A 24,293-nucleotide genomic window follows, 5' to 3' on the forward strand; every position below is an offset into this window, starting at 1 on the left:
AATACACCGCCCACGCTCAGGAATTCGCCGGTGCCGAGGCGGACGACGCCTGCACCTGCTCGCCGCCCAGCACCTTCCACAGCGTGACGCGGTTGAGCTGCTCGGACAGGCGCAGGCCGATCAGGGTCTGCTGGGCCGTGTAGAGGCTGCGCTGCGCATCCAGCACGGTCAGGTAGTTGTCCACGCCGGCCTTGAAGCGGGCCTCGGACAGGTCGAAGGCCTTTTGCGTGGCGGCGACCATGCTGGTCTGGGCGGCCAGGCGCTCATCCCACTGCGCGCGGTCGGCCAGCACGTCGGCGGTTTCGCGGAAGGCCGTCTGCACGGCCTTCTCGTACTGGGCGACGGCGATGCGCTGGTTGGCCTCGGCCACCTGCACGCCCGCACGGTTGCGGCCACCGTCGAAGATGGGCAGGCGCACCAGGGGGATGAAGCTCCAGGTGCTGCTGCTGCCGCCAAAGAGGCCGTCGAGCTCGCGGCTGCCCGAGCCCACGCTGGCCGTGAGGCTGATGGTGGGGAACATGGCAGCGCGTGCGGCGCCGATGTTGGCTTCCATGGCGCGCAGGTTGTTCTCGGCGGCCTGGATGTCGGGGCGCACCAGCAGTACGCTGGAGGGCAGCGGTGCAGGCACGGGCTGCAGCGCGGCCGCGGGCCGGGCATCGGCGCGCAGCGTGGCGGCGCCGGGCAGCAGGGCCTCGGGCAGCGGGCCGCCCACCAGCAATTGCAGGGCGTTGCGGTCACGCTCCACCTGGGAGGTGAAGCTGGCCACGTCGCCGCGCGCCGTGTCCACCGTGGTCTGGTTCTGTGCCAGCACCAGGCCCGATGTGGAGCCAATCTCGTGCATGCGCCGCGTCAGCTCGTAGGCCTTCTCGCGGCTGGCCAGGGTCTCGCGCGCCAGTTGCAGGCGGGCCTGGTCGGCCGCCAGCGTGAGCCAGCCGTTGGCCACGTCGGCCACCAGGCCGATCTGCACATTGCGCCGGTTCTGCTCGCTTTGCAGGAACTGCTGCAGCGCGGCCTCGCTGAGGTTGCGCACGCGGCCCCACAGGTCGATCTCATAGCTGGCAAAGCCCAGCTGGGCCGTGTACTGGGTGCTGACCGAGGCCGCCTGGGTGGCGCTGGTCATGCCGGCGGCCGTGCGCGCACGGCTGGCCTGTGCCTGGGCGGTGACGCTGGGCAGCAGGTCGGCGCGCGTGATGCCGTACTGGGCGCGCGCGCGTTCGATGCTTTCCACGGCCACGCGCAGGTCGCGGTTGTTGGCCAGGGCCAGCGCAATGACCTCGCGCAGCTGCTGGGACTGCACCCAGCCCAGCGCGGCGGCAGCCTGCAGGCTGGCCTCGTCGGCCTGGGCCGGCGTTGCGGCCGTGCTGCCGACAGTGTCGGGCACGGGCAATTCGGGCGTGCGGTGCTGCGGCGCGAGGTTGCAGCCGGTCAGCAGCGCCGCCAGCGCCGCCGCTGCGGCCAGTGCGGAGACATTCGTTGGGCGCCTCATGCTGCGCTCTCCTTTGCGGTATGCGGTGAATCAGGTGATCCGGCAGTGGGCTGGGGCGCGTCGTCCTCGGTGCGCGAATGGCTCTTGAACCAGCTGCGGATCAGCAGGAAGAACACGGGCACCAGGAAGATGCCCAGCACCGTGGAGGCCAGCATGCCGCCGAGCACGGCCGTGCCGATGGCATTGCGCCCGCCCGCGCCGGCCCCCGTGCCGATGGCCAGCGGAATGACGCCGAAGCCGAAGGCCAGCGAGGTCATCAAGATGGGACGCAGGCGCAGGCGCACGGCCGAGACCACGGCGTCGAAGATGCTCTTGCCCTGCTCCTGCAGCTGCACCGCAAATTCCACGATCAGGATGGCGTTCTTGGACGCCAGGCCCACCGTGGTCAGCAGGCCCACCTGGAAGTACACGTCGTTGGTCAGTCCGCGCGTATAGGTGGCGGCCAGCGCGCCCACCACGCCCAGCGGCACGGCCAGCATCACCGACAGCGGCACGGTCCAGCTTTCGTACAGCGCCGCCAGGCACAGGAACACGAAGAGGATGGAGATGGCGTACAGCAGCGGCGCCTGGGCGCCGGACTGGCGCTCCTGCAGCGAGGCGCCGGTCCACTCGTAGCCTATGCCGGCCGGCAGGGTGCGCAGGATGTCCTCCACGATCTGCATGGCCGTTCCGGAACTGACGCCGGAGGCGGCGCGGCCTTCCATTTCGTAGGCCGGGTTGCCGTTGTAGCGCATGAGCTGGGGCGAGCCGTAGGCCCAGTAGCTGCTGGAGAACGAACTGAACGGCACCATCTCGCCCTTGGCGTTGCGCACCGTCCATTTGGCGATGTCCTGGGGCAGCATGCGGTGCGGCGCATCGCCCTGGATGTAGACGCGCTTGACGCGCTCGTTGTTCAGGAAGTCGTTGACATAGGTGCCGCCCATGGCGCTGGACAGCACGCTGTTGATGTCGGTGTACGACAGGCCGAGTGCGGCGGCCTTGCGGTCGTCAATGTCCAGGCGCAGCTCGCTGGCGTCTTCCAGGTTGGTCATGCGCAGATTGGTGAGCTCGGGGCGCTTGCGGGCCTCGGTCAGGAATTTCTCCTTGGCCTCCAGCAGCGCCTGGTGGCCCAGGCCGTTCATGTCCTTGATCATGAAGTTGAAGCCCGAGCTGGAGCCCAGGCCGCGCACGGCCGGCGGCAGCACGACCAGCACGCGCGCATCGCGGATGGCGGACAGGTCTTTGGTCGCGCGGTGCGCGATCTCGGAGGCCGACTGGCCGGGCAGCGGCCGTTCCTCCCAGGTCTTCAGCCGCACGAAGGCGCGTGCCGAGGCCTGGTCGCCGTTCAGGCCCGAGACCTGGTAGAAGCTCACCACGTCGGGCTGCTTGGCAAAGTAGTCGTGCACCTCGTCGAGCACACCCTGCAGCCGCGTATCGGCCGCGCCCGAAGGCAGGTTGATGTTGACGAAGACGAAGCCCTGGTCCTCGTCCGGCAGGAAGGAAGTGGGCAGGCGCGCCATCAGCAGCCAGACCACGCCGCAGACGGCCAGGAAGATCAGCATCATGCGCTTGGCGCGGCGCAGCGAGTAGGCCACCGTGCCCTGGTAGCGCGCAGCCGTGGCGTCGAAATGGTGGTTGAACCAGCGAAAGAACCGGTCATTCACCCCCAGGATGCCGCTGCGGATGGGCCGGTCATGCCCTGCCCCGCCCGCTGCGGGCGGCTTGAGCAGCGTGGCGCACAGCGCAGGCGTCAGCGTCAGCGCCACGAACACCGACAGCGCCATGGCCGCGACGATGGTGATGGAGAACTGCCGGTAGATCACGCCCGTGGAGCCGCCGAAGAAGGCCATGGGCACGAACACGGCCGACAGCGTCACGCCGATGCCCACCAGGGCCGGCGTGATCTCGCGCATGGACTGGCGCGTGGCCTGCTTGGGCGACATGCCCGTCTCGTGCATCACGCGCTCGACGTTCTCCACCACGACGATGGCATCGTCCACCAGAAGGCCGATGGCCAGCACCATGGCGAACATGGTCAGCGTATTGATCGAGTACCCGGCCAGCGACAGCACGCCGAAGGTGCCCAGCAGCACCACGGGCACGGCGATGGCGGGGATCATCGTGGCGCGGAAGTTCTGCAGGAAGATGAACATCACGATGACCACGAGGATCATGGCCTCGCCCAGCGCGCTGACCACTTCCTTGATGGAGGCGCGCACGAAGGGCGTGGAGTCCGAGCTGACGAAGTAGTCGATCTCGTTGGGGAAGAACGGCTTGAGCTCGGCCAGCTTGGCGGCGATGGTGTCGGCCACCTGCATGGCATTGGCTCCATCGGCCAGCACGATGCCCATGCCCGCGCCGGGCAGGCCGTTGAGCTTGGCCTTGATGGTCAGGTTGTCGGCTCCCAGCTCCACGCGGGCCACGTCCTTCATGAGCACCACCGAGCCGTCCAGCGAGGACTTGAGCACGATATCTTCGAACTGCTCCACCGTCTTGAGCTTGGTGCGCGCCGTGATGGTGGCGTTGAGCTGCTGGTCGGAGACGGCGGGCAGCGCGCCCAGCTGGCCGGCCGAGACCTGGGCGTTCTGCGAGTTCAGCGCATTGACCAGGTCCGACGGCATCAGCGCGTACTTCTCCATCTTGGCCGGGTCCATCCAGATGCGCATCGCATAGTTGGTGCCGAAGACGTTGACATCGCCCACGCCGTCGAGGCGGCCGATCACATCGACCAGGTTGCTGGTCAGGTAGTCGCCGATATCGACCGCGGTCATGGCCGGGTCCTTGGAGAAGAAGCTGTAGGTGACCAGGAAGTCCTGGCCGCCCTTGTTCACGAACACACCCCGGCTCTTGACCGCATCAGGCAGGCGGTTCACGGCGGACTGCAGCTTGTTTTGCACCTGCACCTGGGCCACGTCGATGTTGGTGCCCGGCGCAAAGGTCAGCGTGGTGCGCGCGCGGCCCGAGGCGTCGGACGTGGAGCTCATGTAGAGCATGTTGTCGATGCCCTTGAGCTGCTGCTCGATGATCTGGGTCACCGAGTTCTCGACCGTCTCGGCCGAGGCGCCCGTGTACTGCGCACCGATGGTCACGCGCGGCGGCGCGATGTCGGGGTATTGCTCCAGCGGCAGTGTGAAGATGGACAGCGCGCCGCCCAGCATGATGACGATGGCGATGACCCACGCGAAGATGGGCCGGTTGATGAAGAACTGAGCCATGTGACGGGTTCCTGCGGCTTAGCCGGCGGCGGGAGCAGGAGCCGCTGCCGGTGCAGGAGCTGGAGCTGGAGCAGGCGCCTTGTCCGCAGCGCCAGGTGCTGCCGGCCCGTCGGCGGGCTTGCCCTTGCGGGCCTGGGCTTTGGCGCGCAGGTCCACCTCCACGGCGCGCACCTTGTCGCCGGGCTTGATGCGCTGGAAGCCATCGACCACCACGCGTTCGCCGGCCGACAGGCCGTCCTGCAGCAGCCACATATTGCCCACGGCGCGGTCGATGTTCACGGGCCTGCGCTCGATCACGTCGTCGGCCTTGGCCACCAGCACGCTGGCCTTGCCGGTCAGGTCGCGCGTCACCGACTGCTGGGGCACCAGCAGCGCCTCGGGCGCCAGGCCCGTGGGCAGCAGCGCCTGCACATACATGCCGGGCATGAGAACGCCCTGCGGGTTGGGCACCACGGCGCGCAGCGTCACGCTGCCCGTGGTGGCATTGACGATCACGCCGGCAAACTGCAGCTTGCCCTGGTGGCTGTAGTCCGTGCCATCGTCCAGGCGGATGCGCACGGCCACCTTGTCGCCCTCCACCTTCTGGAAGCGCCCGGCATCCCAGTCGCGCTTGAGCTGCAGCAGCTCGCTGGTGGACTGGGTGAAGTCCACATACATGGGGTCCAGCTGCACGATGGAGGTCAGCGCCTCGGTCTGGTTGGCCGTCACCAGCGCGCCCGGCGTCACGGTGGACAGGCTGATGCGCCCGCTGATGGGCGCCTCGATGCGGCTGTACTTGAGGTTGATGCGCGCGGTCTCCAGATTGGCCTTGGCCACGGCCACGTCAGAGCGCGACTGGGCGGCGGCGGCCTGGCTTTCTTCAAACGCCTGCTGGCTGATGGCATCGATCTTGACCAGCTCGGCGTTGCGCCGCGCCGTGGCCTCCAGCGTGCGGGCGCTGGCCTCGGACTTGGCCACGGCCGCCTGGGCGCTGGCCTCGGTGGCGCGCAGCGAGGCCGCGTCGATCTGGTAGAGCTGCTGGCCCTGGCGCACCAGCGCGCCCTCGGTGAACAAGCGCTTTTGCACGATGCCCGATACCTGGGGCCGCACTTCGGCGGTCAGCGAGGCGCGCGTGCGGCCCGGCAGCGTGGCGTCCAGCTGCTGGCTTTGCTTTTGCAGCGTGACCACGCCCACCTCGGTCGCGGCCTTGGCCGTGGCGGCAGGTGCGGCATCCTTCTTGGAGCAGGCCGCAAGGCTTGCGGCCAGCGCCAGTGCGCACAGCACGGCGGTGCCGATGCGCCGGCCGCCGGCCGGCGAGGCGGAAGCTTGTACGTGCCCTGCGCCGGGCTGGGAATCGGAAGGCGCAGCAAGGCGCGGGCTCGGCGAAAAGGGCACGTCAGAAATCATGGGAGCAGCGAAGTCGTTGGGGGCATCGCACGATTGTGCAGTGCCCATATTTCTTGTTTGTAAAGCGGATGGCATGCCACCGAAATCTCCTGGCAAGTCCATCCAGGATGATGCATGTGTCGGAGCGCGCCGACACATGCAAGTTCAATGCCATTTACGGGCCTGTTCAGTGCTTAGGCACGGGTGCCGTGCGCACGCGCAGCAGGCTGAACACGCCCGCCATGGCCGCAAAGCAGCCCGCCACGGCCAGGGCCACGATTTCGGCATGGCCGCCATGCCCGCCCGCGAAGGTGAAGATGGTGGCCAGCACCACGGCGCCCAGGGTCTGCCCCGTGAGCCGCGCCGAACTCAGCATGCCGCCGGCCGCGCCGCTGCGCGCCAGGGGCGCCGTGGTCACGATGGTGTGGTTGTTGGGCGACTGGTACAGCGCAAAGCCGCTGCCCGCCAGCAGCATGCGCCAGACCATGTCCACGGTCGAAGGCGCGTCGGGCATGGCCGCCAGCGCCCACAGCCCGCAGGCGAACATGGCCATGCCGATGCCGCCCAGCAGCCCGTCCGCATAGCGGCCGATGAGCCGGCCCGCGATGGGCGCCGTCAGCACCGTGGCCAGCGGCCAGGCCGTGATCAGCAGCCCGGCCTCGATGGGCGACATGCCGTGCGACTCCAGCAGCAGGAACGGCAGCGCCAGGTAGGCCAGCATCTGCGCGCAAAAGGCGCTGACCGATCCGCACATGGACAGCGCAAACACCGGAATGCGCAGCAGGTCCACCGGCAGCAGCGGCGCGGGCAGGCGCCACTGGCGGCGCACATACCAGGCGCCCACCAGCAGGCCCGCGCCCAGCAGCCACCAACCCGAAGGCAGGGAAGAATCGGCACCGCCGGCGCGCACGCCCAGCTGCTCGCCGCCCAGGAAGATCAGGCTGAACATGAGGATGTTGAGCAGCACATCCAGCGGCGACAGCCGCGCCCCTGCATGGCCGGCCACGGCATTGGCAGGCAGCGCGCGGCGCCCCAGCCACAGCGTAAACAGGCCCAGCGGCAGATTGGCCGCAAACAGCCAGGGCCAGCTGGCCACCGACAGAATCGCCGCCGCCACCGAGGGCCCGGCCATGGATGCCGTGGCCACCACCAGCGAATTCACGGCCATGCCCCGCCCCAGCAGGGCACGCGGATAGATCAGCCGCACCAGGGCGGCGTTGACGCTCATCACACCCGCAGCACCCAGGCCCTGCAGCGCCCGCGCCGCCACCAGCGTGGGCAGCGACGTGGCCAGCATGGCCGCCAGCGAGGCCACGGAAAACACCAGCATGCCCACCAGATACACACGGCGGTAGCCCAGGCGTTCGCCCAGGGCCGCCAGCGGCAGCAGCAGCACCAGGCTGGCAAGCTGGTAGGAATTGACCACCCACAGCGTATGGGCCGAGCTGGCCTGCAGCTCGCGCGCCATGGCAGGCAGTGCCAGATTGACCAGGGTGCTGTCCAGCACCGACAGCGTCAGCCCCAGGATGATGACCAGCATCGCCTGGCCACGAGGGCCTGACGGAAGTCCATCGTGGACAGGCGCAGCCTCTGCCGCGGGTGCCAGGCTCATGAATGGCCCTTTGCGCCCACGCGATGGGCACGCGCACCGCCCAGCGTGATCCAGGCCAGGGCCACACCGATCAGCGCGCCCGTGGCCATGCCCACCACCATGGGCAGGGGCTTGCCCGTGGAGAACAGGCCCACGATCTGCATGGCCGCGGCGCCCGACAGCATCTGCAGCGTGCCCAGCAGCGCCGAGGCCGTGCCGGCAATGGCGCCGTGCTCCTCCAGCGCCAGCACCGAGGTCGTCGGAATCACCAGCCCCATCAGCGCGCTGGCCACGAAGTACAGGCCGATCAGCACGGCCAGCCGCTCACCGCCCAGCAGGTAGTACGACAGCAGCGACAGCATCACCAGGCCCGAGCCGGTGGCCGCCACCTTGACCACGCGCACCAGGCCGAAGCGCTGGCCCAGCCAGCCCGTGAACTGCGCCGCGCCGATGAAGGCGATGGCGTTCAGCCCGAAGGCCAGGCTGTACTGGGTGGAGCTCAGTCCGTAGTAATTGATCAGCACAAAGGGGGAACCAGCCAGGTAGACGAAAAAGCCCGCCATGGCGCAGCCGCCGATGAAGACCAGGCCCAGGTAATGCCAGTCGCGCAGCAGCACGCCGTAGGCGCGCAGTGCGCCGGCCACGCTGCTGTCCAGCCGCGCGGCGGCCCCGCGCGTTTCCTTCAGGCCCATGAACACGGCCACCAGGCCGATCACGGCCGCCACGGCCACGGCCCAGAACACGCCGCGCCAGCTGCTGACGGCGATCACGCCGCTGCCGGCCAGCGGCGCCAGGATGGGAGAGACGCTGAACACCAGCATCAGCAGCGACATCATGCGGGCCGCCGCGTGGCCGGTGTGCAGGTCGCGCACCACGGCGCGCGGCACGGCCATGCCGGCGGCCGCGCCCAGGCCCTGGATGAAGCGCAGCACCACCAGGGTCTCGATGCTGGTGGCCATGGCGCAGCCCACGCTGGCCAGCGCGAACACGGTCAGGCCGAAGTACAGCGGCGGCTTGCGCCCCACCATGTCCGAGACCGGCCCGTACAGCAGCTGGCCCACGCCCAGCGAGAGGAAGAAGGCCGTCAGGCTGGCCTGCACCGCGCCCACCTGGGCACCCAGGCTGCTGCCGATCTGGGGCAGCGCGGGCAGGTACATGTCGATGGCAAACGGACCGATGGCCGAGAGCAGGCCCAGGATCAGCACCAGGCGCAGTGTGTGGGAATCAGGGGAAGCGGGAGAAGAGGAAGGCATAGACGCAGACATAGACGCGCCATTGTGGCGGCAAGCGCGCGGGGCTGCAGGAGGCTGCTCACATTTCCTGGGCATGCAGCCCCGCGCACCTGGCGGTGGCGGCTTGCCGTGACACAAATTCAGAAGCCCGCAATCCTGTTACGCTCTGAAACGAGATTGCCACCCAAGAGGCCAACCCACCTTTTCATCGCTGCAACTGCCATCGCCACTGCAACACACCATGCGCCCATCCCTGCCTTCCCTTCCACCGGCCCTGAATGCATTGCCAGGGCCCCTGCTCGCCGCCCTGCTGCTGGGTGCCTGCACGCTGGGTTCTGCCCAGGCAGCGCAGCGAGAGACACAGCAGGAGGCACAGCGCGGCCCCAGGCCCGGCGCCGCTCCTGTGCTGGAAGTATCCGAAGACGGCCGCGACGTGATCGACCGGCGCGCCCGCCTGCTGTGGCCGCGCTGCGTGGAAGGCATGCAGTGGAATGGCAAGACCTGCACGGGCCTGCCGGAGCTGTTCACGCACAAGCAGGCGCAGGCCCTGGCCGCCGAACGGGCCAAGCAGGACGGCGTGCGCTGGCGCCTGCCGCGCGTCAACGAGATGCGCCGGCTGATCTCGCGCGATATACGGCCGCAAGGCCTGTCGCCCGAGCTGTTTCCGGGCGCGCCGCGCGGCTGGCACTGGACGGGCACGGCAGCCGTGAACGCGCGGCCCGTCAATCCCTACAACTACAGCAATATCTCGGGCAGCGCCGGTACGCAGCTGTCGGCCCAGCAGGCCTGGGCAATTGACCTCGACAGCCTGGAGACGCGGCCCGACATGGGGCGCGGCAACCAGCTCATGGTGCGGCTGGTGCGGCCCCTGCCCTCCGCGCCGCCCGATGAAAAGGCCGAGGCTCCCGCCAGGCCGGCCGCCCACAGGCCGGACCCGGACGAGGAAGACTGACGCTCAGGCCGCGCGCAGCGAGGCCTTCAAGCTGGCGCCCAGTTCGGGCTTGTGCGCGAACGGATCGGTGGGGTTGCGGCCCTGCACCACATCTTCCATGCGGGTCTGGACCGAGCCCAGCGCCTGCGGATGGCTGTAGATGTAGAACTGGTTGGCCGCAATGGCGTCGAAGACCTTCTGCGCCACATCGGGGGCCGTGACCTTGCCCGAGCCCACGGCCTTCTCGCTCATGGCCTGGCCGATCTTCTGGCTGGCCGTCAGCGGCTGGGCGGCCAGATGGCTGGGCCGGTTGCGCTCGCTGTGGCTGATGCCCGTGGGCACGAAGAAGGGGCACAGCACGCTGGCGCTGATCTGGTCGGAGACCAGGGCCAGGTCCTGGTAGAGCGTCTCGGTCAGGCTCACCACGGCATGCTTGCTGACGTTGTAGATGCCCATGTTGGGCGGCGCCAGCAGGCCGGCCATGCTGGCCGTGTTGACGATGTGGCCCTCGAAGGACGGGTCGGCCTTGGCCGCCTCCAGCATCATGGGCGTGAACAGCCGCACGCCGTGGATCACGCCCCAGAGGTTGACGCCCAGCACCCACTGCCAATCTTCCAGCGTGTTCTCCCAGACCAGCCCGCCCGCACCCACGCCTGCGTTGTTGAACACGAAGTGCGGCGCGCCGAACTGCTGGCGCACCTCATCGGCCAGGGCCTGCATCTGGGCTGCGTCGGACACATCCACGCGGCGCGCCAGCACGCGCACGCCCTGCCCTTCGAACTCGGCGGCGGCCCTGTCCAGCGCTTCCTGCTGCACATCGACCAGCACCAGGTTCATGCCCAGCTTCGCGCCGATGCGCGCGCACTCCAGGCCGAAGCCCGAGCCCGCGCCCGTCAGCACCGCCGTCTTGCCCTTGAAGTTCTTGATCATTCCCTTGTCTCCTGGTTTTTGTGGTGGTTCAGATCAATTTGACGAGTTGCTTTCCAAAGTTCTTGCCCTTGAGCAAGCCCAGGAAGGCCGAGGGCGCGGAGGCAATGCCTTCGGCAATGCTCTCGCGCGGGCGCAGCTTGCCGGTGCCCACCAGGCGGCCCAGTTCCTGCAGCGCCTCGGGCCAGACTTCCATGTGCTCGCTGACGATGAAGCCTTCGATGCGGATGCGGTTGATCAGGATGAGCGCGGGATTGGTCATGGGCAGCGGCGTGCCGTCGTAGCCGGCGATCATTCCGCACAGCGCGATGCGCGCAAAGGCGTTGGTGCGCAGCAGCACGGCGTCGAGGATGTAGCCGCCCACGTTCTCGAAATAGCCGTCGATGCCCTGCGGGCAGGCGTCCTTGAGCGCCTTGGCCATGGTCTTGGTGTCGGGGTGCTCGCGGTAGTCGATGCAGGCGTCGAAGCCCAGCTCCTCGGTGGCGTAGCGGCACTTCTCGGGGCCGCCCGCAATGCCCACCACGCGGCAGCCGCGCGCCTTGGCCAGCGCCGCGAAGGCGCTGCCCACGGCGCCCGTGGCGGCGCTGACCACCACGGTCTCGCCGGCCTTGGGGGCAATGATTTTCACCAGGCCGTACCAGGCCGTCACGCCGGGCATGCCCACGGCGCCCAGGTAGTGCGACAGCGGCACGTGGGTGGTGTCCACCTTGCGCAGCATGCCGGGCGCATCGCCATCGACCACGCTGTATTCCTGCCAGCCACCCATGCCCACGACCTTGTCGCCAACGGCAAACTTGGGATGACGGCTTTCCACCACCTCGCCCACGGTACCGCCGATCATCACTTCGCCCAGCGGCTGCGGCTGGGCGTAGCTCTTGCTGTCATTCATGCGGCCGCGCATGTAGGGGTCCAGGCTCAGGTAGTGGTGGCGCACCAGCACCTGGCCTTCGGCCAGCGCGGGGGTCTCGGTCTTGGCGAGGCGGAAATTGCTTTCCACGGCTTCGCCCTCGGGGCGGTTGTCGAGCAGGATCTGCTGGTTCACGGGCATGGGAAAACCTCCGGTGGCATCACAAACAATGGAACCAGTTCCCGGTGCTGCTGGGGCTGGCGTGTGGCATTGGGTATCTGGCAGATTCGCCGTGCGGATCAGTCCGTGGCGAGGGTTGTCTCGGCGGCGGCCGGCTTGGCCACGCGCGGCATGTACTTGAACGTTCCGGTCGCATGGCTGCACAGCCGGCCCGAGGCATCGAACACGCGCGCCTCGGTATAGGCCATGGAACGCGTGCGGTGCAGCACCACGCCCTTGGCCACCAGGGGGCCGCGTGCGGGCTGCATGAAGCTGGTCTTCATCTCGATGGTCACGCAGCCCATGTCGCGCTGCAGGCTGCGCGCGGCAACGGCCATGGTCACGTCCAGCAGGGTCATGGTGGCGCCGCCGTGGGTCACGTCAAAGGTGTTCAGGTGCTCGGGACGCGCCTCGAAGCGCAGTTCGGACTCCCCGTCCTCCATGCGGTGCAGGGTGAAACCCAGGTGGTCGACGAAGGGGATGGGGTGGCCAAAATCCAGCACGAAATTCTCCAGTTCAGATCGCAATGCAGGCGAGCATAAGGGCGCCCGAAGGCACCATGGCGCGCGGCGGCCCGATCTGCGGGAAAAACTGTCACCTCGGCAGCAGCGCCGCGGCGGCTCAACCGCCCACCAGGGCGCTGACGCCGCCGTCCACGGCCACCCACTGGCCCGTGATGTGCTTGCCCGCGTCGCTGGCGTACAGCAGGGTCAGGCCCTTGAGGTCCTCGTCGTCGCCCAGGCGGCGCAGCGGGGCGTGGGATTTCATTTCATCCTCGCCCAGGGTTTCGATCAGCACGCTGGCCATCTTGGTCTTGAAGAAGCCCGGGCAGATGGCGTTGACGTTGATGCCGTGCACGCCCCACTCGCCGGCCAGCGCGCGCGTGAAGTTGATGACCGCGCCCTTGGAGGTGTTGTAGGCAATGGTCTTCATGCCCAGCGGGTTGCCGCCCAGCCCTGCGATGGAGGCCAGGTTGATGATGCGCCCGGTCTTGCGCGGGATCATGCTGCGCCGCGCGATCTGCTGGCTCAGCAGGAAGTAGCCGCGCACGTTGAGATTCATCACCTTGTCCCAGGCAGCCACCGGGTGCTCCTCGGCCGGCGCGCCCCAGCTGGCGCCTGCGTTGTTGATGAGGATGTCCACCTGGCCCAGGCGCTCCAGGGTCTCGGCGGCCAGGCGCTCGATGTCGGCCTCGTTGGCGCAGTCGGCGGCGATCCAGCGGGCGTCGATGCCTGCGGCCTGCAGCTCGGCAGCGGCTTCCTCCAGGTCGGCGGCCTTGCGCGAACTCAGCATGATCCTGGCGCCCGCCTCGCCCAGCGCATGGGCCATCTGCAGGCCCAGGCCGCGCGAGCCGCCGGTCACCAGAGCCGTCTTGCCGGTGAGGTCGAAAAGTTGCTGCACATTGCGAGTCATTCGTCTGTCTCCTGCGCCGGGTCTTGTGTTCCGGTCATGGTTGGAATGGAGGGCGGCCATCCCCAAGCGGAACAGCCTGCAGCGGCGATTGTGCAAGCCGCCCCGCCGTGCCGCATGTCACATGCGTGTCCGGCCCGTCAATCCCCGAACAGCGAGCGCGTGCCGCCCCAGGCCGCACCCTCGATCTCCAGCATGCGCAGCTTGGTCAGCGCGCCGCCGCCGCCCGAAAAACCGCCCGGCTGGGCGCCGGCAGCCAGCACGCGGTGGCAGGGAATCACGGGCGCAAAAGGGTTGAGGCCCAGCGCCTGCCCCACGGCGCGCGACAGGCCCACCTCGCCCAACTCGCGTGCGATCTCGCCATAGGTGCGCGTATGGCCGGGCGCAATGGCGCGCGTCAGGTCATAGACGCGGCGGTGAAAGTCCGACACGCCGTGCCAGTCCAGCGCCAGCCCGGCCAGGTCCGGCAGTGCCTCGCCTGCGGGCAGCATGCGCCGTGATCGCAGATCGGGCAGCACCGGGCCGTCACGCAACTGCTGTGCGCTGGGCGCGGAAGGCTCCAAGGTCCATTCGCCATGGCCCGCCATGAGCACCTGCACGCCGGCGATGGCCTGTGCCACGCTGGCCGGCAGGTCCTCGGCCCTCTCCGCTGCGGCATAGCTGCCCGGTCTGCGCAATTGCACGCCGCGCAGCATGCGCGTGCGCGTGGCGGCCGGGCCGTCCACCTCGGGCAACTGAAAGGCCACCAGGCCGCAGGCGCCCCAGGCCACGCCGCAGGGCCCCACGCGCGTGGCAAACAGCGCGTGGCCCGTGGCTTCGGGGTCCCAGGCCGGGCAGCCCGTGGTCGATTCGTTCGTCATGGCGATGGTTTTCTCCTTGCAGGCGATTGTGGCCGGATGGCTGCAGCCGCTGCCCGGCAGCGACCCCACCGGGATAACACTGTAAAAAAACACCGGGAAAATACTGGATGTGCAGCCAGTTAATACTGTATATTTCGCCAGTCATCATCTTCATCTCGTGAACCATGGACATGCAAGAAGCCGCCTTCACCGTCACCTTGTGTGACTACCCCAACCTGCCCGAGCAGGAACGCAACAAGGCCGAGGCACGCTATGCCCGCGTGCTCGAACGCCAGCTCGGCAGCGCCGAGCAGGTCAGTGAAACCCTGTACCTGGTAGAGGGCCTGGAAGACACGCCCCCTGAAGAAATCAGCGACGACGCCAAGCTCGCCTTCGCCCGCTGGATGAAGGCTGCGCGCGCCGCCACCGAGGCCGGCATGCAGGGCCTGGGCGACGGCGAATGCAGTTTCTTCGAGGTGCGGCGCGGCTGGCGGCATTGAGCCTGCCCGCAGCACGGCTGAATGGGGCCTGAAACCAGGTTTGCCCGGGTTTGCCTGGGCTGGGCCCCAAACTGCATACACTGGCAGACCTTTTCGTCGACCCCTGCCTGGAACCATACGGTCCCATACGGTTCCACCCGGCACACCCGGCGCCCCTGCCAGATCCAGCCTCTCCCATGCAAGCCCTGCTCGACGCCATCGCCCGGATGGCCCTGCCCTCCGACGCTCAACGCATCTTCCACGGCCGCGGCGGCCTGTACCCGGGCTGCGAGCATCTGGTGCTCGACGCCTTCCCGCCCGTGCTGGTGCTCACCAGCTTCCAGCCGCTGGACGATGACGCCCTGGCCGCCATCGGCACAGCGCTGTCGCTGCGCTGGAGCGAACTGGCACCGGACCAGCCCCTGAACTGGGTCTACCAGCTGCGCCAGCCCGCCGCGCCCGCCGAAACGCGGCTCATGGCCGGTGAGGTGCCGGACCCCCACATCGTCACCGAGGCCGACACGCGCTACCGCGTGCAGGTGCTGCGCGGCCAGAACCACGGCCTGTTCCTGGACATGGCCGAAGGCCGGCGCTGGGTGCACGCGCATGTCGCCAACCATCCCGAGCACCGCCACGGCATCAAGGTGCTCAACCTGTTCGCCTATACCTGCGCATTTTCGGTGGTGGCCCTGCAGGCCGGCGCGCGCCATGTGATGAACATGGACATGGCCCAGGGCGCGCTGGCCACGGGCCAGCAGAACCACCGGCTCAACGATCTGTCGGGCGCCAGCTTCCTGGCCCACGACATCTTCAGCAGCTGGGGCAAGATCACGCGCGGCGGGCCGTACCACCTGATCGTGGTGGACCCGCCCAGCTACCAGAAGGGCAGCTTCGTCGCCACCAAGGACTATGCCCGCCTGATGCGCCGCCTGCCCGACCTGCTGCGCCCAGGCGGCCATGTGCTGCTGTGCCTGAACGCGCCGGAGATGGGCACGCAGTTCCTGACATCGCAGATGCAGGAAGTGGCGCCCGAGCTGGAATTCGTCGAGCGCCTGGCCAACCCGGCCACCTTCGCCGACATCGACGCCGAGCGCAGTCTCAAGGTGCTGGTCTACAGGGCACCCGCAACATCCGCAGCGGCCGACACGGCTTCCTGACCCGCCCGGCCCTTGAGCGCACGGCGCCCCGCATAGACGGCGGCCGGGCCCAGTTCGCGCTCGATGCGCAGCAGCCGGTTGTACTTGGCCGTGCGATCGGCGCGCGACAGCGAGCCGGTCTTGATCATGGCACACTGGGCCGCCACGGCCAGGTCGGCAATGCTGGTGTCCTCGGTCTCGCCCGAGCGGTGCGACATCACCACGCCGTAGCCCGCGCCATGCGCCAGGCGCAGCACGTCCCAGGTCTCGGTCAGCGTGCCGATCTGGTTGATCTTAACCAGGATGGCGTTGCCCACGCCCCGGGCAATGCCGCCCTCGAACAGGCCGGGGTTCGTGCAGAACACATCGTCGCCCACCAGCTGGCAGCGTCCGCCCAGGCGCCGACCCAGGGCCTGCCAGCCCTCGATATCGTCCTCGGCCATGCCGTCCTCGATGGAGACGATGGGGTAGTGCTCCACCAGTTGCGCCAGGTAGTCCACCTGCTGCTGGCGGCTGCGCACCAGGCCCTCGCCCGCGTAGCGGTAGCCATCCTCGCCATGGAATTCACTGGCGGCAGGGTCCAGGGCCAGGGCGATGTCCCTGCCGGGGCGCAGGCCGGCGCGCTCGATGGCGGCCATCAGGTGGTCCAGCGCCTCGGGCGCGCTGCGCAGGGCGGGCGCAAAGCCGCCCTCGTCGCCCACGTTGACGCTGTGGCCTGCGGCCTTGAGCGCATGGCGCAGCGTGTGAAAGACCTCGGCGCCCATGCGCAGCGCCTCACCGAAGCTGTCCGCCCCCACCGGCAGCAGCATGAACTCCTGGAAGTCCAGCGGATTGTCGGCATGGGCGCCGCCGTTGATGACATTGATCATGGGCACGGGCAGCACGCGCGCCTGGGCGCCGCCCATGTGCCGCCACAGCGGCATGCGCTGGCTGGCCGCCGCCGCGCGCGCCACGGCCAGCGACACGCCCAGCAGCGCGTTGGCGCCCAGCCGGCTTTTGCCGGGCGTGCCGTCCAGCGCCATCATGGCCGTGTCGATGCGGCCCTGGGCGTCGGCCCGCATGCCGCGCAGCAGATCGCGCAGCTCGGTGTTGACGGCCTGCACCGCCCCCAGCACGCCCTTGCCCAGATGGCGCGAGGCATCGCCGTCGCGCCGCTCCAGCGCCTCGTGCCGCCCCGTGGAGGCGCCCGAGGGCACCAGGGCCAGGCCGCGCGCGCCGTCCTCCAGCTCGACCTCGACCTCCACGGTGGGATGACCCCGGCTGTCCAGCGCCTCATGGGCCGCGATATCGGTGATCTGCATGGAAACTCCTTTTCGTCAAGAAATTGAACTGTGCAAAGGAGTTGGCAAGCCTGCACAACTCCAATGAACAGGCCTCCATGCTAGAAATCACGGCGATGCGGGACAATGCAGTTTTTCTGCCCATGCGTCAGCTTTTCTGACGAATTGATTGCCATGAGACAACTGCCACCGCTGGCCGCCCTGCGCGCCTTCGAGGCCATTGCCCGCACCGGCTCGGTGACACGCGCGGCCGAGGAACTGTGCCGCAGCCACGGCGCCATCAGCCGCCACCTGCGCCTGCTGCAGGAGCATGCGGGCGCGGCGCTGTTCGAGAAAGAAGGCACGGGCCTGCGCCTGACCGAGGCCGGCGTCGCCTTCCATGCCTCGGTGCGCACGGCCTTCGACCAGCTGGAGGCCGCCTATGCCCAGCTGGCGCGCGACGCCCAGGCACCGGGGCTACATGTGGCCTGCAGCGCCACCTTTGCCATGCGCTGGCTGGTGCCGCAGCTGGCGGTGTTCTACCGCAGCCACCCGCATATCCGCATCCGCCTGTCCATGACCTCGGCGCGCGAGATGCGCCACGAGGGCGCCGACCTGATCATTGCCTGGGACCTGTCCACCTACGGCGAGGCAGACCGCCGCCGCGCCATCGAACTGGCGCCCGTGCACTTCGGCGCCGTCTGCACGCCGGCCTATGCCCGGCGCCGGCCCGCCAACCGCGCGCGCATTGCACATGAGTACACGGCCAGCGCCTGGAACCAGTGGGAAGCCCTCACGGGCCAGCCCGTGGCCCTGGGCGAGACGCTGGCGTTCCCCCACACCCACCTGTGCATAGAGGCGGCACTGTCGGGCCTGGGCGTTGCCCTGGTGGAGCAGCGGCTGATCGCACGCGAGCTCAAGGAGGGGCTGCTGGTGGCGCCCCATGGCTTCGTACCCTTCGAGGGCGGCCTGCGCGCCGTGCCCGCCGCAGGGCGCACGCTGCCGGCCCAGGCGGGAGTCTTCATCGAATGGATGCGCAGCGCGCTGGCCGTCGTGCCGGCATAGGCCAGACGGCCTAAGCCCTGCCCCATTCGCGCAGCCGCCGGTACAGCAGCCCGCGCGAGACGCCCAGCATGCGGGCGGCCTGCGAGATATTGCCCTGGCAGCGGGCCAGGGCCTGCTCGATCAGCTCGCGGCTGGCCTCGCCCAGGGAAGACGGTGCCTCGGACGGCGCCTCGGCGGGCGGTGGCAGGGCCTCGATGGCCGGCAGCACCTCCTCGACCTGGGAAGATGCCTCATCCAGCCTCGCCTCCATCCACAGCGTCAGCCCCGTGGGCAGCATCTGCGGGCGCGCCTGGCCGTGGTGGGCCAGCTCCAGCAACTGGTTGAGGCCCAGGCCGAAGACTTCCTCTGCCGCCAGCCCCTCGGCGGGCCGGCGCGGGCTGTCGAACAACTGGGCACCCACGCCGTTGAACCAGCGCACCATGCCGCCGCCATCCACGGCGGCCAGCCCTTCCAGCGGCGTGCCGAACATGCTGCGGCTGGACTGGAAGCGCAGCAGCAGGTGCATGCGGGCGGCGCCCACCAGCAGCCGGTTCTCGATGCAGGTGGCGTACATGTGGGCCATGGCGCCCGCATCAAAGCGAAAGGGGCCCGCCTCGCTGCTCAGGTCCAGCATGGCCACGGTGCGCCCGCTGGCGTCGCGCACGGGCGCGGCCGCGCAGTGCAGCGAGGCCAGGCAGCGAAAGAAATGCTCGCCGCCACGCACATGGCAGACCTCGCCCGTGCGTACGGCCACGCCAGGTGCGCCCGTGCCCACGGCATCCTCGGCGATGTTCACGCCCACGCGTGCGGCCGTCAGCAGCAGCGGGCCGTCGCCCGGCGTGGGGCGCGAGGCGATCAGCACCACGCCCTCGCTGCAGGTGAGCATGGCGCGCGCCTGGCTGCCCGCGATCACGGTCTCGAGTTCGGCGATGGGGTCGCGCGCCGCCTCGATCAGCGCGCGGTTGTGGGTCAGCAAGGTGGCCGTGCGGATCTTGCTGACCGGGTCGAAGCTGATCTTCTCGTCGGGGCTGCGGCTGGCGCCCAGGCAGCGCGTCCAGGACTGCAGCACGGGCTCGGACACCAGGCCCGAGGGGCGCTCGCCACGCTCGAAATAGCGCTCGCGCGCCAGCGCCACCCGGTCCTGGCGCGTGGCATAGAAGGGGTTGGAGGGCAGTGGGGCGGGAGGCGGCTGTTGCATGACGGACATCAAAACTGCCGCGATTGTTGTTCCGCCACGGCACAGGACAGCACTAGGGAAATCACCCGTGTTGGAACAGCTTCCCGGGCTCGGTAACCTCGGGCATCGCCACAGGCCCGCCCGCAATGACACGCTCCCCACACAGCACAAGACACACCCGGCCCGCCCTGTCCACCCTGGGCGCCGCACTGGCCTGTACGCTGCACGCCCTGCCCGCCCGCGCGGCGGACGCTGCGCAGGACTCCAGCGAGGCCCTGCTCGCCCCCGTGGTCATCACGGCCAGCCAGCCCGGTGCCGGCCCCGATCTGTGGCGCGCCACCGCCGCCATCGACAGCGTGGAAGGCGCCGTGCTGCGAGACGGGCAGATGCAGATTAACCTGTCCGAGAGCCTGGCGCGCGTGCCGGGCCTGGTGGTGCTGAACCGCCAGAACTTCGCCCAGGACCTGCAGATCTCGGTGCGCGGCTTCGGTGCGCGCTCCACCTTTGGCGTGCGCGGGCTGCGCCTGTACGTGGACGGCATTCCGGCAGGCGCGCCCGACGGCCAGGGCCAGGCCGCCAATTTCACGCTGGGCAACGCCGCGCGCCTGGACGTGGTGCGCGGCCCGGCCGCCGTGCTCTACGGCAACAGCGCAGGCGGTGCACTGCTGCTGTACACCGAAGACGGCGAGGAACCGGGCCTGTGGCGCAGCGGCATGGCCGTGGGGCCGGACGGGCTGTGGCGCCTGTCCACCCAGCTGCGCGGCACAATCGGTGGCGGAAAGCCGGACCAGGCGGATGGCGGCTCCGCCCCCTGGCGCTATGCCATCCACATCGAGCGCTTCGCCACCGACGGCATGCGCCCCCAATCGGCCGCCGACCGCAGCACGGCCCACATGAAGCTGTCACGCAAACAGGGCGACGACCAGTGGCTGCTGCAGTACCAGGAGCAGCGCGCCAGCGCCCAGGACCCGCTGGGCCTGACACGCGCCGAGTTCGAGGCCGACCCCGGCCAGACCACGGCCAGCGCGCTGCGCTTCAATACGCGCAAAAGCGTGCGCCAGCGCCAGCTGGGCGCCGCCTGGCAGCACCAGTTCGGCGCGGGCCAGCGCCTGGAGCTCATGGCCTATGCGGGTACGCGCTCCGTGCTGCAGTACCAGTCCATTCCCGTGGCCACGCAGGCACCGCCCTCGCATTCAGGCGGCGTGATCGACCTGGACCGCGACTACGCGGGCATGAACCTGCGCTGGCGCAGCACCTACGAGGATGTGGCTGGCGGCCGGCTGGACTGGTCGGCGGGCCTGGCCTACGACTGGCAGGGCGAGACCCGGCGCGGCTACGAGAACTTCATCGGCAGCCAGCTCGGCGTGCAGGGCCGGCTGCGCCGCGACGAACGCAACCAGGCGCGCTCCGCCGACCCCTACCTGCAGGCCGAGTGGAGCACGCAGAGCCTGGCCCTGAGCGCCGGCCTGCGCCAGGCGCGCGTGCGCTACCGCTCCGAGGACCACTACATAGTCGCCGGCAATGGCGACGACAGCGGCAGCATGGCCTGGCGCGGCTGGCTGCCCTCGCTGGGCCTGCGCGTGAACCTGCTGCCGGACCTGGTGGCGCACGCATCGGTGGGCCGGGGCATGGAGACGCCCACGCTCAACGAAGTGGCCTACCGGCCCGGCAGCCAAAATGGCATGAACAGCGGCCTGAACACCGACCTGGCCGCCAGCGCCCACAACACCGTCGAGGTCGGCCTGCGCGGGCGCCACGGCAACGCGGGCTGGAACCTCACGCTGTTCGAAACCCATACCCAGCGCGAACTCACCGTGCTGTCCAACACGGGCGGGCGCGCCACCTACCAGAACGCAGGCCGCACGCTGCGCCGGGGGCTGGAATTCTCGGGCAACGCCCAATGGGGACGGCTCACGGCCAGCACCGCCCTGACCTTGCTGCAAGCCCGCTACCGCGACAGCTTCCTGACCTGCGAGGCCACGCCCTGCACCACGCCCACCGCCCCGGTGGATGCCGGCGCGCGCCTGGCCGGCACCGCGCCGCGCCGCCTGTGGAGCGAGCTGGCTTGGCAGCTGTCGCCGCAATGGACCTGGACCGTGGACATGCTGCACAGCGGCCCCGTGGCCGTGAACGACCGCAACACCGACCGCGCGGCCGGCTACACCGTCTGGGGCTCCAGCCTGCGCTGGTCGCGGCAATGGCAGCAGTGGAGCGCCCAGACCTTTGTGCGGCTGGACAACCTGTTCGACCGGCGCTTTGCAGGGTCGGTCATCGTCAACGAGGGCAACCAGCGGTTCTTCGAACCGGGTGCGGGACGCGGGCTGTCGGCCGGGGTGACGGTCAGCCGGACGTTCTAGGTTTTCATGTATGGGTCGTTGATGCGTTGATTTGCTGATTTATTGAGCTTTCGGGCGATTTTTTGATTCCGCTGCGCGGCGGCTTTCAGAGGCCGGCCGCGCCCGGTATTGGATGTCCCGGCACTGCCCCTCTGACTGCGCCTGCGTTGAACGGGATGCGGGGTGGCAGCCCTGCCGAAGGACAGGGCTGCTTCGTCATCTGACTCGCCGTGATGTTTGAGTGAAGCGCGCAGCGCGTAACGAGTTTCACGGCGCACCCCGCATCCCGTTCAACGCAGGTTGCCCCGCAGCGCAGCGAAGGGGTCGCAGGCAGTGGGGTCGCCTTTTCTTGGCCTACGTTCTTTTGGCGAAGCAAAAGAAGGTAGGTCGGCTGCCGGGCCGAGACCCGGCCTCGAAAAACAACCACCCGGCAGGGCCAAAACCCAGCCCACAAAAAACCGACACAAACCTGTTCCATCGCGGTACAGATCCGCCCCCGGGTAAATCCGAATGTTGTGGCGCCGGGGCGCTTTTTTTATCGTCTCCCACATGGTGCCCTTGCCCCCAGCGCCATGCACGCAAAAACAAACCACACAGGAGACGAGACAACATGAAGACCCACGTGCTTTCCTCCACGCTGCTGGCCGCCGGCCTGGTGCTGGCCCTGCCGGGCGCCGCGCTGGCGCAGGCAGGCCTGCCAAGCAAAGGCTCGCCCGAGCACATACGCGCCGTCACCTCGCGCATCGACTCGCAGAGCATCCGCGACAACGCACGCAGCTCCAAGGACTGGCCCAGCTACGGCATGGACTACAGCGAGACGCGCTTTTCCAAACTCAGGCAGTTGGACACGGCCAATGTGAAGCGGCTGGGCCTGGTCTGGTCGTATGACCTGGAATCCACGCGCGGCGTGGAGTCCACGCCCGTGGTGGTCGATGGAATCATGTACGTCACGGCCAGCTGGAGCGTGGTGCATGCGGTGGACGTGCGCACCGGCAAGCGCCTGTGGAGCTACGACCCCGGCGTGGACCGCGCCAACGGCTTCAAGGGCTGCTGCGACGTGGTCAACCGGGGCGTGGCGGTCTACAAGGGCAAGGTGTATGTGGGCGCCTTCGATGGCCGCCTGGTGGCGCTGGACGCAGCCACGGGCCAGAAGGTCTGGGAGCAGGACACCATCATCGACCGCGCCTTCTCATACACCATCACGGGTGCGCCGCGCGTCATCAAGGGCAAGGTGCTGATCGGCAACGGTGGCGCCGAGTACGGCGTGCGCGGCTATGTCACGGCCTATGACGCCGAGACCGGCGCGCAGCAATGGCGCTGGTTCACCGTGCCAGGCGATCCGTCCAAGCCGTTCGAGAACGAGGCCATGGCCCGCGCCGCCAAGACCTGGGACCCGGCCGGCAAGTGGTGGGAGGCCGGTGGCGGCGGCACGGCCTGGGACACCATGGCCTATGACCCCGAGCTCAACCTCATGTACATCGGCACGGGCAACGGCTCGCCCTGGGCGCAAGCCAAGCGCAGCCCGGCCGGTGGCGACAACCTGTACCTGGCCAGCATCGTGGCGCTGAACCCCGATACGGGCGAGTACGTCTGGCACTACCAGGAAACGCCGGGCGACAGCTGGGACTTCACCTCCACCCAGCCCATGGTGCTGGCCGACATCAAGGTGGGCGGCAAGCCGCGCAAGGTCATCCTGCATGCGCCCAAGAACGGCTTCTTCTTCGTGATCGACCGCACCAACGGCCAGTTCATCTCGGCCAAGAACTTCGTCGATGTGAACTGGGCCAGCGGCTACGACGCCAAGGGCCGGCCCATCGAGACGCCGATTGCGCGCAGCGGCGACCGCGCCCGCGACGTGATTCCCAGCCCCTTCGGCGCGCACAACTGGCATTCCATGTCCTACAGCCCCGACACGGGCCTGGCCTACCTGCCGGCCCAGCATGTGCCTCTGACCCTGCAGGACAACAAGAACTGGAAGTTCAACGGCGGCTCCCTGCCCGAGCCGCACAGCAACATCGGCTGGAACACGGCCACGCTGGTCAACATGGAGCCGCCCAAGAGCACGCCCTTCGGCCGCCTGATCGCCTGGGACCCGGTGGCACAGAAGGAGCGCTGGCGCGTGGAGCATGCCTCGCCCTGGAACGGCGGCACCCTGGCCACGGCAGGCAACCTGGTGTTCCAGGGCACGGCCGACGGCCGCTTCGTGGCCTATGACGCGCGCAACGGCAAGAAGCTTTGGGAAAAGCCCACGGGCACGGGCGTGGTGGCCGCACCCATCACCTATGAGGTCGATGGCCGGCAGTACGTCTCCATCGCCGTGGGCTGGGGCGGCGTCTACGGCCTGGCCGCGCGCCACACCGAGCGCAAGGGCCCGGGCACGGTCTACACCTTCGCGCTGGACGGCAAGGCCGAGGCGCCTGCCTTCGTCGCCTACCAGCAGGGCAAGCTGCTGCAGGGCGTGCCCTACGACAAGAGCCTGGTGGCCGAAGGCACGGCCCTGTACGTCAGCAACTGCGCCTTCTGCCACGGCGTGCCCGGCGTGGACCGCGGCGGCAACCTGCCCAACCTGGGCTACCTGGACCCGGCCTACATCGAGCACCTGGACAAGTTCATCTTCAAGGGCCCGGCCATGTCGCGCGGCATGCCGGACTTCACGGGCAAGCTGAGCATGGAAGACGTGGAAAAGATCAAGGCCTTCATCCAGGGCACGGCCGACGCGGTGCGGCCCAAGTAGCCAGCGCGAGCCGCCCTCCTCCCCTCCCCCAACCTCCCATTCCCCTCCCCGGCCCTGCTGTCCTGCAGCAGGCCTGGGCAGGGCTTT

Annotated in this window: 18 protein-coding genes; 6 read left to right on the plus strand and 12 right to left on the minus strand. The window is 68.9% G+C overall.

Features of this window, described 5'->3' with window-relative positions; all coding sequences use genetic code 11:
* Positions 1-16 precede the first annotated feature (16 nt).
* The 5 genes from IB269_RS17230 to IB269_RS17250 all read right to left on the minus strand — a co-directional run bounded on the left by IB269_RS17230 (position 17) and on the right by IB269_RS17250 (position 8,889).
* Positions 17-1,486 (minus strand): efflux transporter outer membrane subunit, encoded by a 1,470-nt coding sequence (locus IB269_RS17230; protein WP_192367788.1) that lies wholly within the window; start codon positions 1,484-1,486, stop codon positions 17-19.
* Complete coding sequence (locus tag IB269_RS17235; RefSeq protein WP_192367789.1) at positions 1,483-4,680, minus strand: efflux RND transporter permease subunit; 3,198 nt, start codon at positions 4,678-4,680, stop codon at positions 1,483-1,485. The genes IB269_RS17230 and IB269_RS17235 overlap by 4 nt, the downstream gene beginning before the upstream one ends.
* 18 nt (positions 4,681-4,698) lie before the next feature.
* Entirely contained in the window at positions 4,699-6,066 is a 1,368-nt protein-coding gene (locus tag IB269_RS17240; protein ID WP_192367790.1) for an efflux RND transporter periplasmic adaptor subunit, read from the minus strand.
* A 166-nt stretch (positions 6,067-6,232) separates the two neighbouring features.
* Entirely contained in the window at positions 6,233-7,657 is a 1,425-nt protein-coding gene (locus IB269_RS17245; RefSeq protein ID WP_034392786.1) for an MFS transporter, read from the minus strand.
* Complete coding sequence (locus IB269_RS17250) at positions 7,654-8,889, minus strand: multidrug effflux MFS transporter (RefSeq protein ID WP_192367791.1); 1,236 nt, start codon at positions 8,887-8,889, stop codon at positions 7,654-7,656. Before IB269_RS17250 ends, IB269_RS17245 begins: the two co-directional genes overlap by 4 nt.
* A gap of 220 nt (positions 8,890-9,109) precedes the next feature.
* Here IB269_RS17250 and IB269_RS17255 point away from each other — a divergent pair, with 220 nt between their 5' ends.
* On the plus strand, positions 9,110-9,820 hold the full coding sequence (locus IB269_RS17255) for a DUF1566 domain-containing protein (protein ID WP_192367792.1): 711 nt from the start codon (positions 9,110-9,112) through the stop codon (positions 9,818-9,820).
* Positions 9,821-9,823: 3 nt separating this feature from the next.
* On the opposite strand, the gene IB269_RS17260 is transcribed toward IB269_RS17255, so the two are convergent.
* From IB269_RS17260 to IB269_RS17280, 5 genes are all read right to left on the minus strand, one after another.
* Entirely contained in the window at positions 9,824-10,729 is a 906-nt protein-coding gene (locus tag IB269_RS17260; RefSeq protein WP_013802724.1) for an SDR family oxidoreductase, read from the minus strand.
* Between the two features lie 28 nt (positions 10,730-10,757).
* A complete protein-coding gene (locus IB269_RS17265) occupies positions 10,758-11,774 on the minus strand; it encodes an NADP-dependent oxidoreductase (protein WP_013802725.1) in 1,017 nt (338 codons plus the stop codon).
* 98 nt (positions 11,775-11,872) lie between these two features.
* Entirely contained in the window at positions 11,873-12,295 is a 423-nt protein-coding gene (locus tag IB269_RS17270) for a PaaI family thioesterase (protein WP_016446794.1), read from the minus strand.
* Positions 12,296-12,413: 118 nt separating this feature from the next.
* Positions 12,414-13,205 carry an SDR family oxidoreductase gene (locus tag IB269_RS17275; RefSeq protein ID WP_012205198.1) on the minus strand — a complete coding sequence of 264 codons (792 nt, stop codon included), beginning with the start codon at positions 13,203-13,205 and terminating at the stop codon, positions 12,414-12,416.
* A gap of 137 nt (positions 13,206-13,342) precedes the next feature.
* Complete coding sequence (locus IB269_RS17280; RefSeq protein ID WP_192367793.1) at positions 13,343-14,062, minus strand: methylated-DNA--[protein]-cysteine S-methyltransferase; 720 nt, start codon at positions 14,060-14,062, stop codon at positions 13,343-13,345.
* Positions 14,063-14,226: 164 nt separating this feature from the next.
* Between IB269_RS17280 and IB269_RS17285 the strand changes: the two genes are divergently transcribed.
* Both IB269_RS17285 and IB269_RS17290 read left to right on the plus strand, forming a co-directional pair.
* Complete coding sequence (locus tag IB269_RS17285) at positions 14,227-14,541, plus strand: hypothetical protein (RefSeq protein WP_013802728.1); 315 nt, start codon at positions 14,227-14,229, stop codon at positions 14,539-14,541.
* Positions 14,542-14,717: 176 nt separating this feature from the next.
* Complete coding sequence (locus tag IB269_RS17290; protein ID WP_192367794.1) at positions 14,718-15,677, plus strand: class I SAM-dependent methyltransferase; 960 nt, start codon at positions 14,718-14,720, stop codon at positions 15,675-15,677.
* Here IB269_RS17290 and eno read toward each other — a convergent pair.
* Positions 15,632-16,957 carry a phosphopyruvate hydratase gene (gene eno / locus IB269_RS17295; protein ID WP_192367795.1) on the minus strand — a complete coding sequence of 442 codons (1,326 nt, stop codon included), beginning with the start codon at positions 16,955-16,957 and terminating at the stop codon, positions 15,632-15,634. The two genes, IB269_RS17290 and eno, sit on opposite strands and share 46 nt — an antisense overlap.
* A 105-nt stretch (positions 16,958-17,062) precedes the next feature.
* On the opposite strand from eno, the gene IB269_RS17300 reads away from it, so the two are divergent.
* Positions 17,063-17,980, plus strand: coding sequence for a LysR substrate-binding domain-containing protein (locus IB269_RS17300; protein ID WP_192367796.1), 918 nt, complete (start codon positions 17,063-17,065; stop codon positions 17,978-17,980).
* A gap of 10 nt (positions 17,981-17,990) precedes the next feature.
* Here IB269_RS17300 and IB269_RS17305 read toward each other — a convergent pair whose 3' ends face one another.
* Positions 17,991-19,157 (minus strand): helix-turn-helix domain-containing protein, encoded by a 1,167-nt coding sequence (locus tag IB269_RS17305; protein WP_225614170.1) that lies wholly within the window; start codon positions 19,155-19,157, stop codon positions 17,991-17,993.
* Between the two features lie 125 nt (positions 19,158-19,282).
* Between IB269_RS17305 and IB269_RS17310 the strand changes: the two genes are divergently transcribed.
* The gene (locus IB269_RS17310) at positions 19,283-21,493 is read left to right on the plus strand and encodes a TonB-dependent receptor domain-containing protein (RefSeq protein ID WP_192367798.1); all 2,211 of its coding nucleotides are present in this window, start codon (positions 19,283-19,285) and stop codon (positions 21,491-21,493) included.
* A 589-nt stretch (positions 21,494-22,082) separates the two neighbouring features.
* Entirely contained in the window at positions 22,083-24,206 is a 2,124-nt protein-coding gene (locus IB269_RS17315; RefSeq protein WP_141835963.1) for a PQQ-dependent dehydrogenase, methanol/ethanol family, read from the plus strand.
* Positions 24,207-24,293 lie beyond the last annotated feature (87 nt).

The sequence above is a fragment of the Delftia sp. DLF01 genome, from assembly GCF_014852125.1.
GTDB lineage: Bacteria > Pseudomonadota > Gammaproteobacteria > Burkholderiales > Burkholderiaceae_C > Comamonas > Comamonas acidovorans.

Coding starts and splice junctions, on each gene's coding strand:
- IB269_RS17305 (WP_225614170.1), bottom strand. CDS start 19,157: ATGCAACAGCCGCCTCCCGCCCCACTGCCCTCCAACCCCTTCTATGCC.
- IB269_RS17255 (WP_192367792.1), top strand. CDS start 9,110: ATGCGCCCATCCCTGCCTTCCCTTCCACCGGCCCTGAATGCATTGCCA.
- IB269_RS17310 (WP_192367798.1), top strand. CDS start 19,283: ATGACACGCTCCCCACACAGCACAAGACACACCCGGCCCGCCCTGTCC.
- eno (WP_192367795.1), bottom strand. CDS start 16,957: ATGCAGATCACCGATATCGCGGCCCATGAGGCGCTGGACAGCCGGGGT.
- IB269_RS17245 (WP_034392786.1), bottom strand. CDS start 7,657: ATGAGCCTGGCACCCGCGGCAGAGGCTGCGCCTGTCCACGATGGACTT.
- IB269_RS17275 (WP_012205198.1), bottom strand. CDS start 13,205: ATGACTCGCAATGTGCAGCAACTTTTCGACCTCACCGGCAAGACGGCT.
- IB269_RS17230 (WP_192367788.1), bottom strand. CDS start 1,486: ATGAGGCGCCCAACGAATGTCTCCGCACTGGCCGCAGCGGCGGCGCTG.
- IB269_RS17265 (WP_013802725.1), bottom strand. CDS start 11,774: ATGCCCGTGAACCAGCAGATCCTGCTCGACAACCGCCCCGAGGGCGAA.
- IB269_RS17290 (WP_192367794.1), top strand. CDS start 14,718: ATGCAAGCCCTGCTCGACGCCATCGCCCGGATGGCCCTGCCCTCCGAC.
- IB269_RS17260 (WP_013802724.1), bottom strand. CDS start 10,729: ATGATCAAGAACTTCAAGGGCAAGACGGCGGTGCTGACGGGCGCGGGC.
- IB269_RS17280 (WP_192367793.1), bottom strand. CDS start 14,062: ATGACGAACGAATCGACCACGGGCTGCCCGGCCTGGGACCCCGAAGCC.
- IB269_RS17300 (WP_192367796.1), top strand. CDS start 17,063: ATGCAGTTTTTCTGCCCATGCGTCAGCTTTTCTGACGAATTGATTGCC.
- IB269_RS17250 (WP_192367791.1), bottom strand. CDS start 8,889: ATGCCTTCCTCTTCTCCCGCTTCCCCTGATTCCCACACACTGCGCCTG.
- IB269_RS17285 (WP_013802728.1), top strand. CDS start 14,227: ATGGACATGCAAGAAGCCGCCTTCACCGTCACCTTGTGTGACTACCCC.
- IB269_RS17235 (WP_192367789.1), bottom strand. CDS start 4,680: ATGGCTCAGTTCTTCATCAACCGGCCCATCTTCGCGTGGGTCATCGCC.
- IB269_RS17315 (WP_141835963.1), top strand. CDS start 22,083: ATGAAGACCCACGTGCTTTCCTCCACGCTGCTGGCCGCCGGCCTGGTG.
- IB269_RS17240 (WP_192367790.1), bottom strand. CDS start 6,066: ATGATTTCTGACGTGCCCTTTTCGCCGAGCCCGCGCCTTGCTGCGCCT.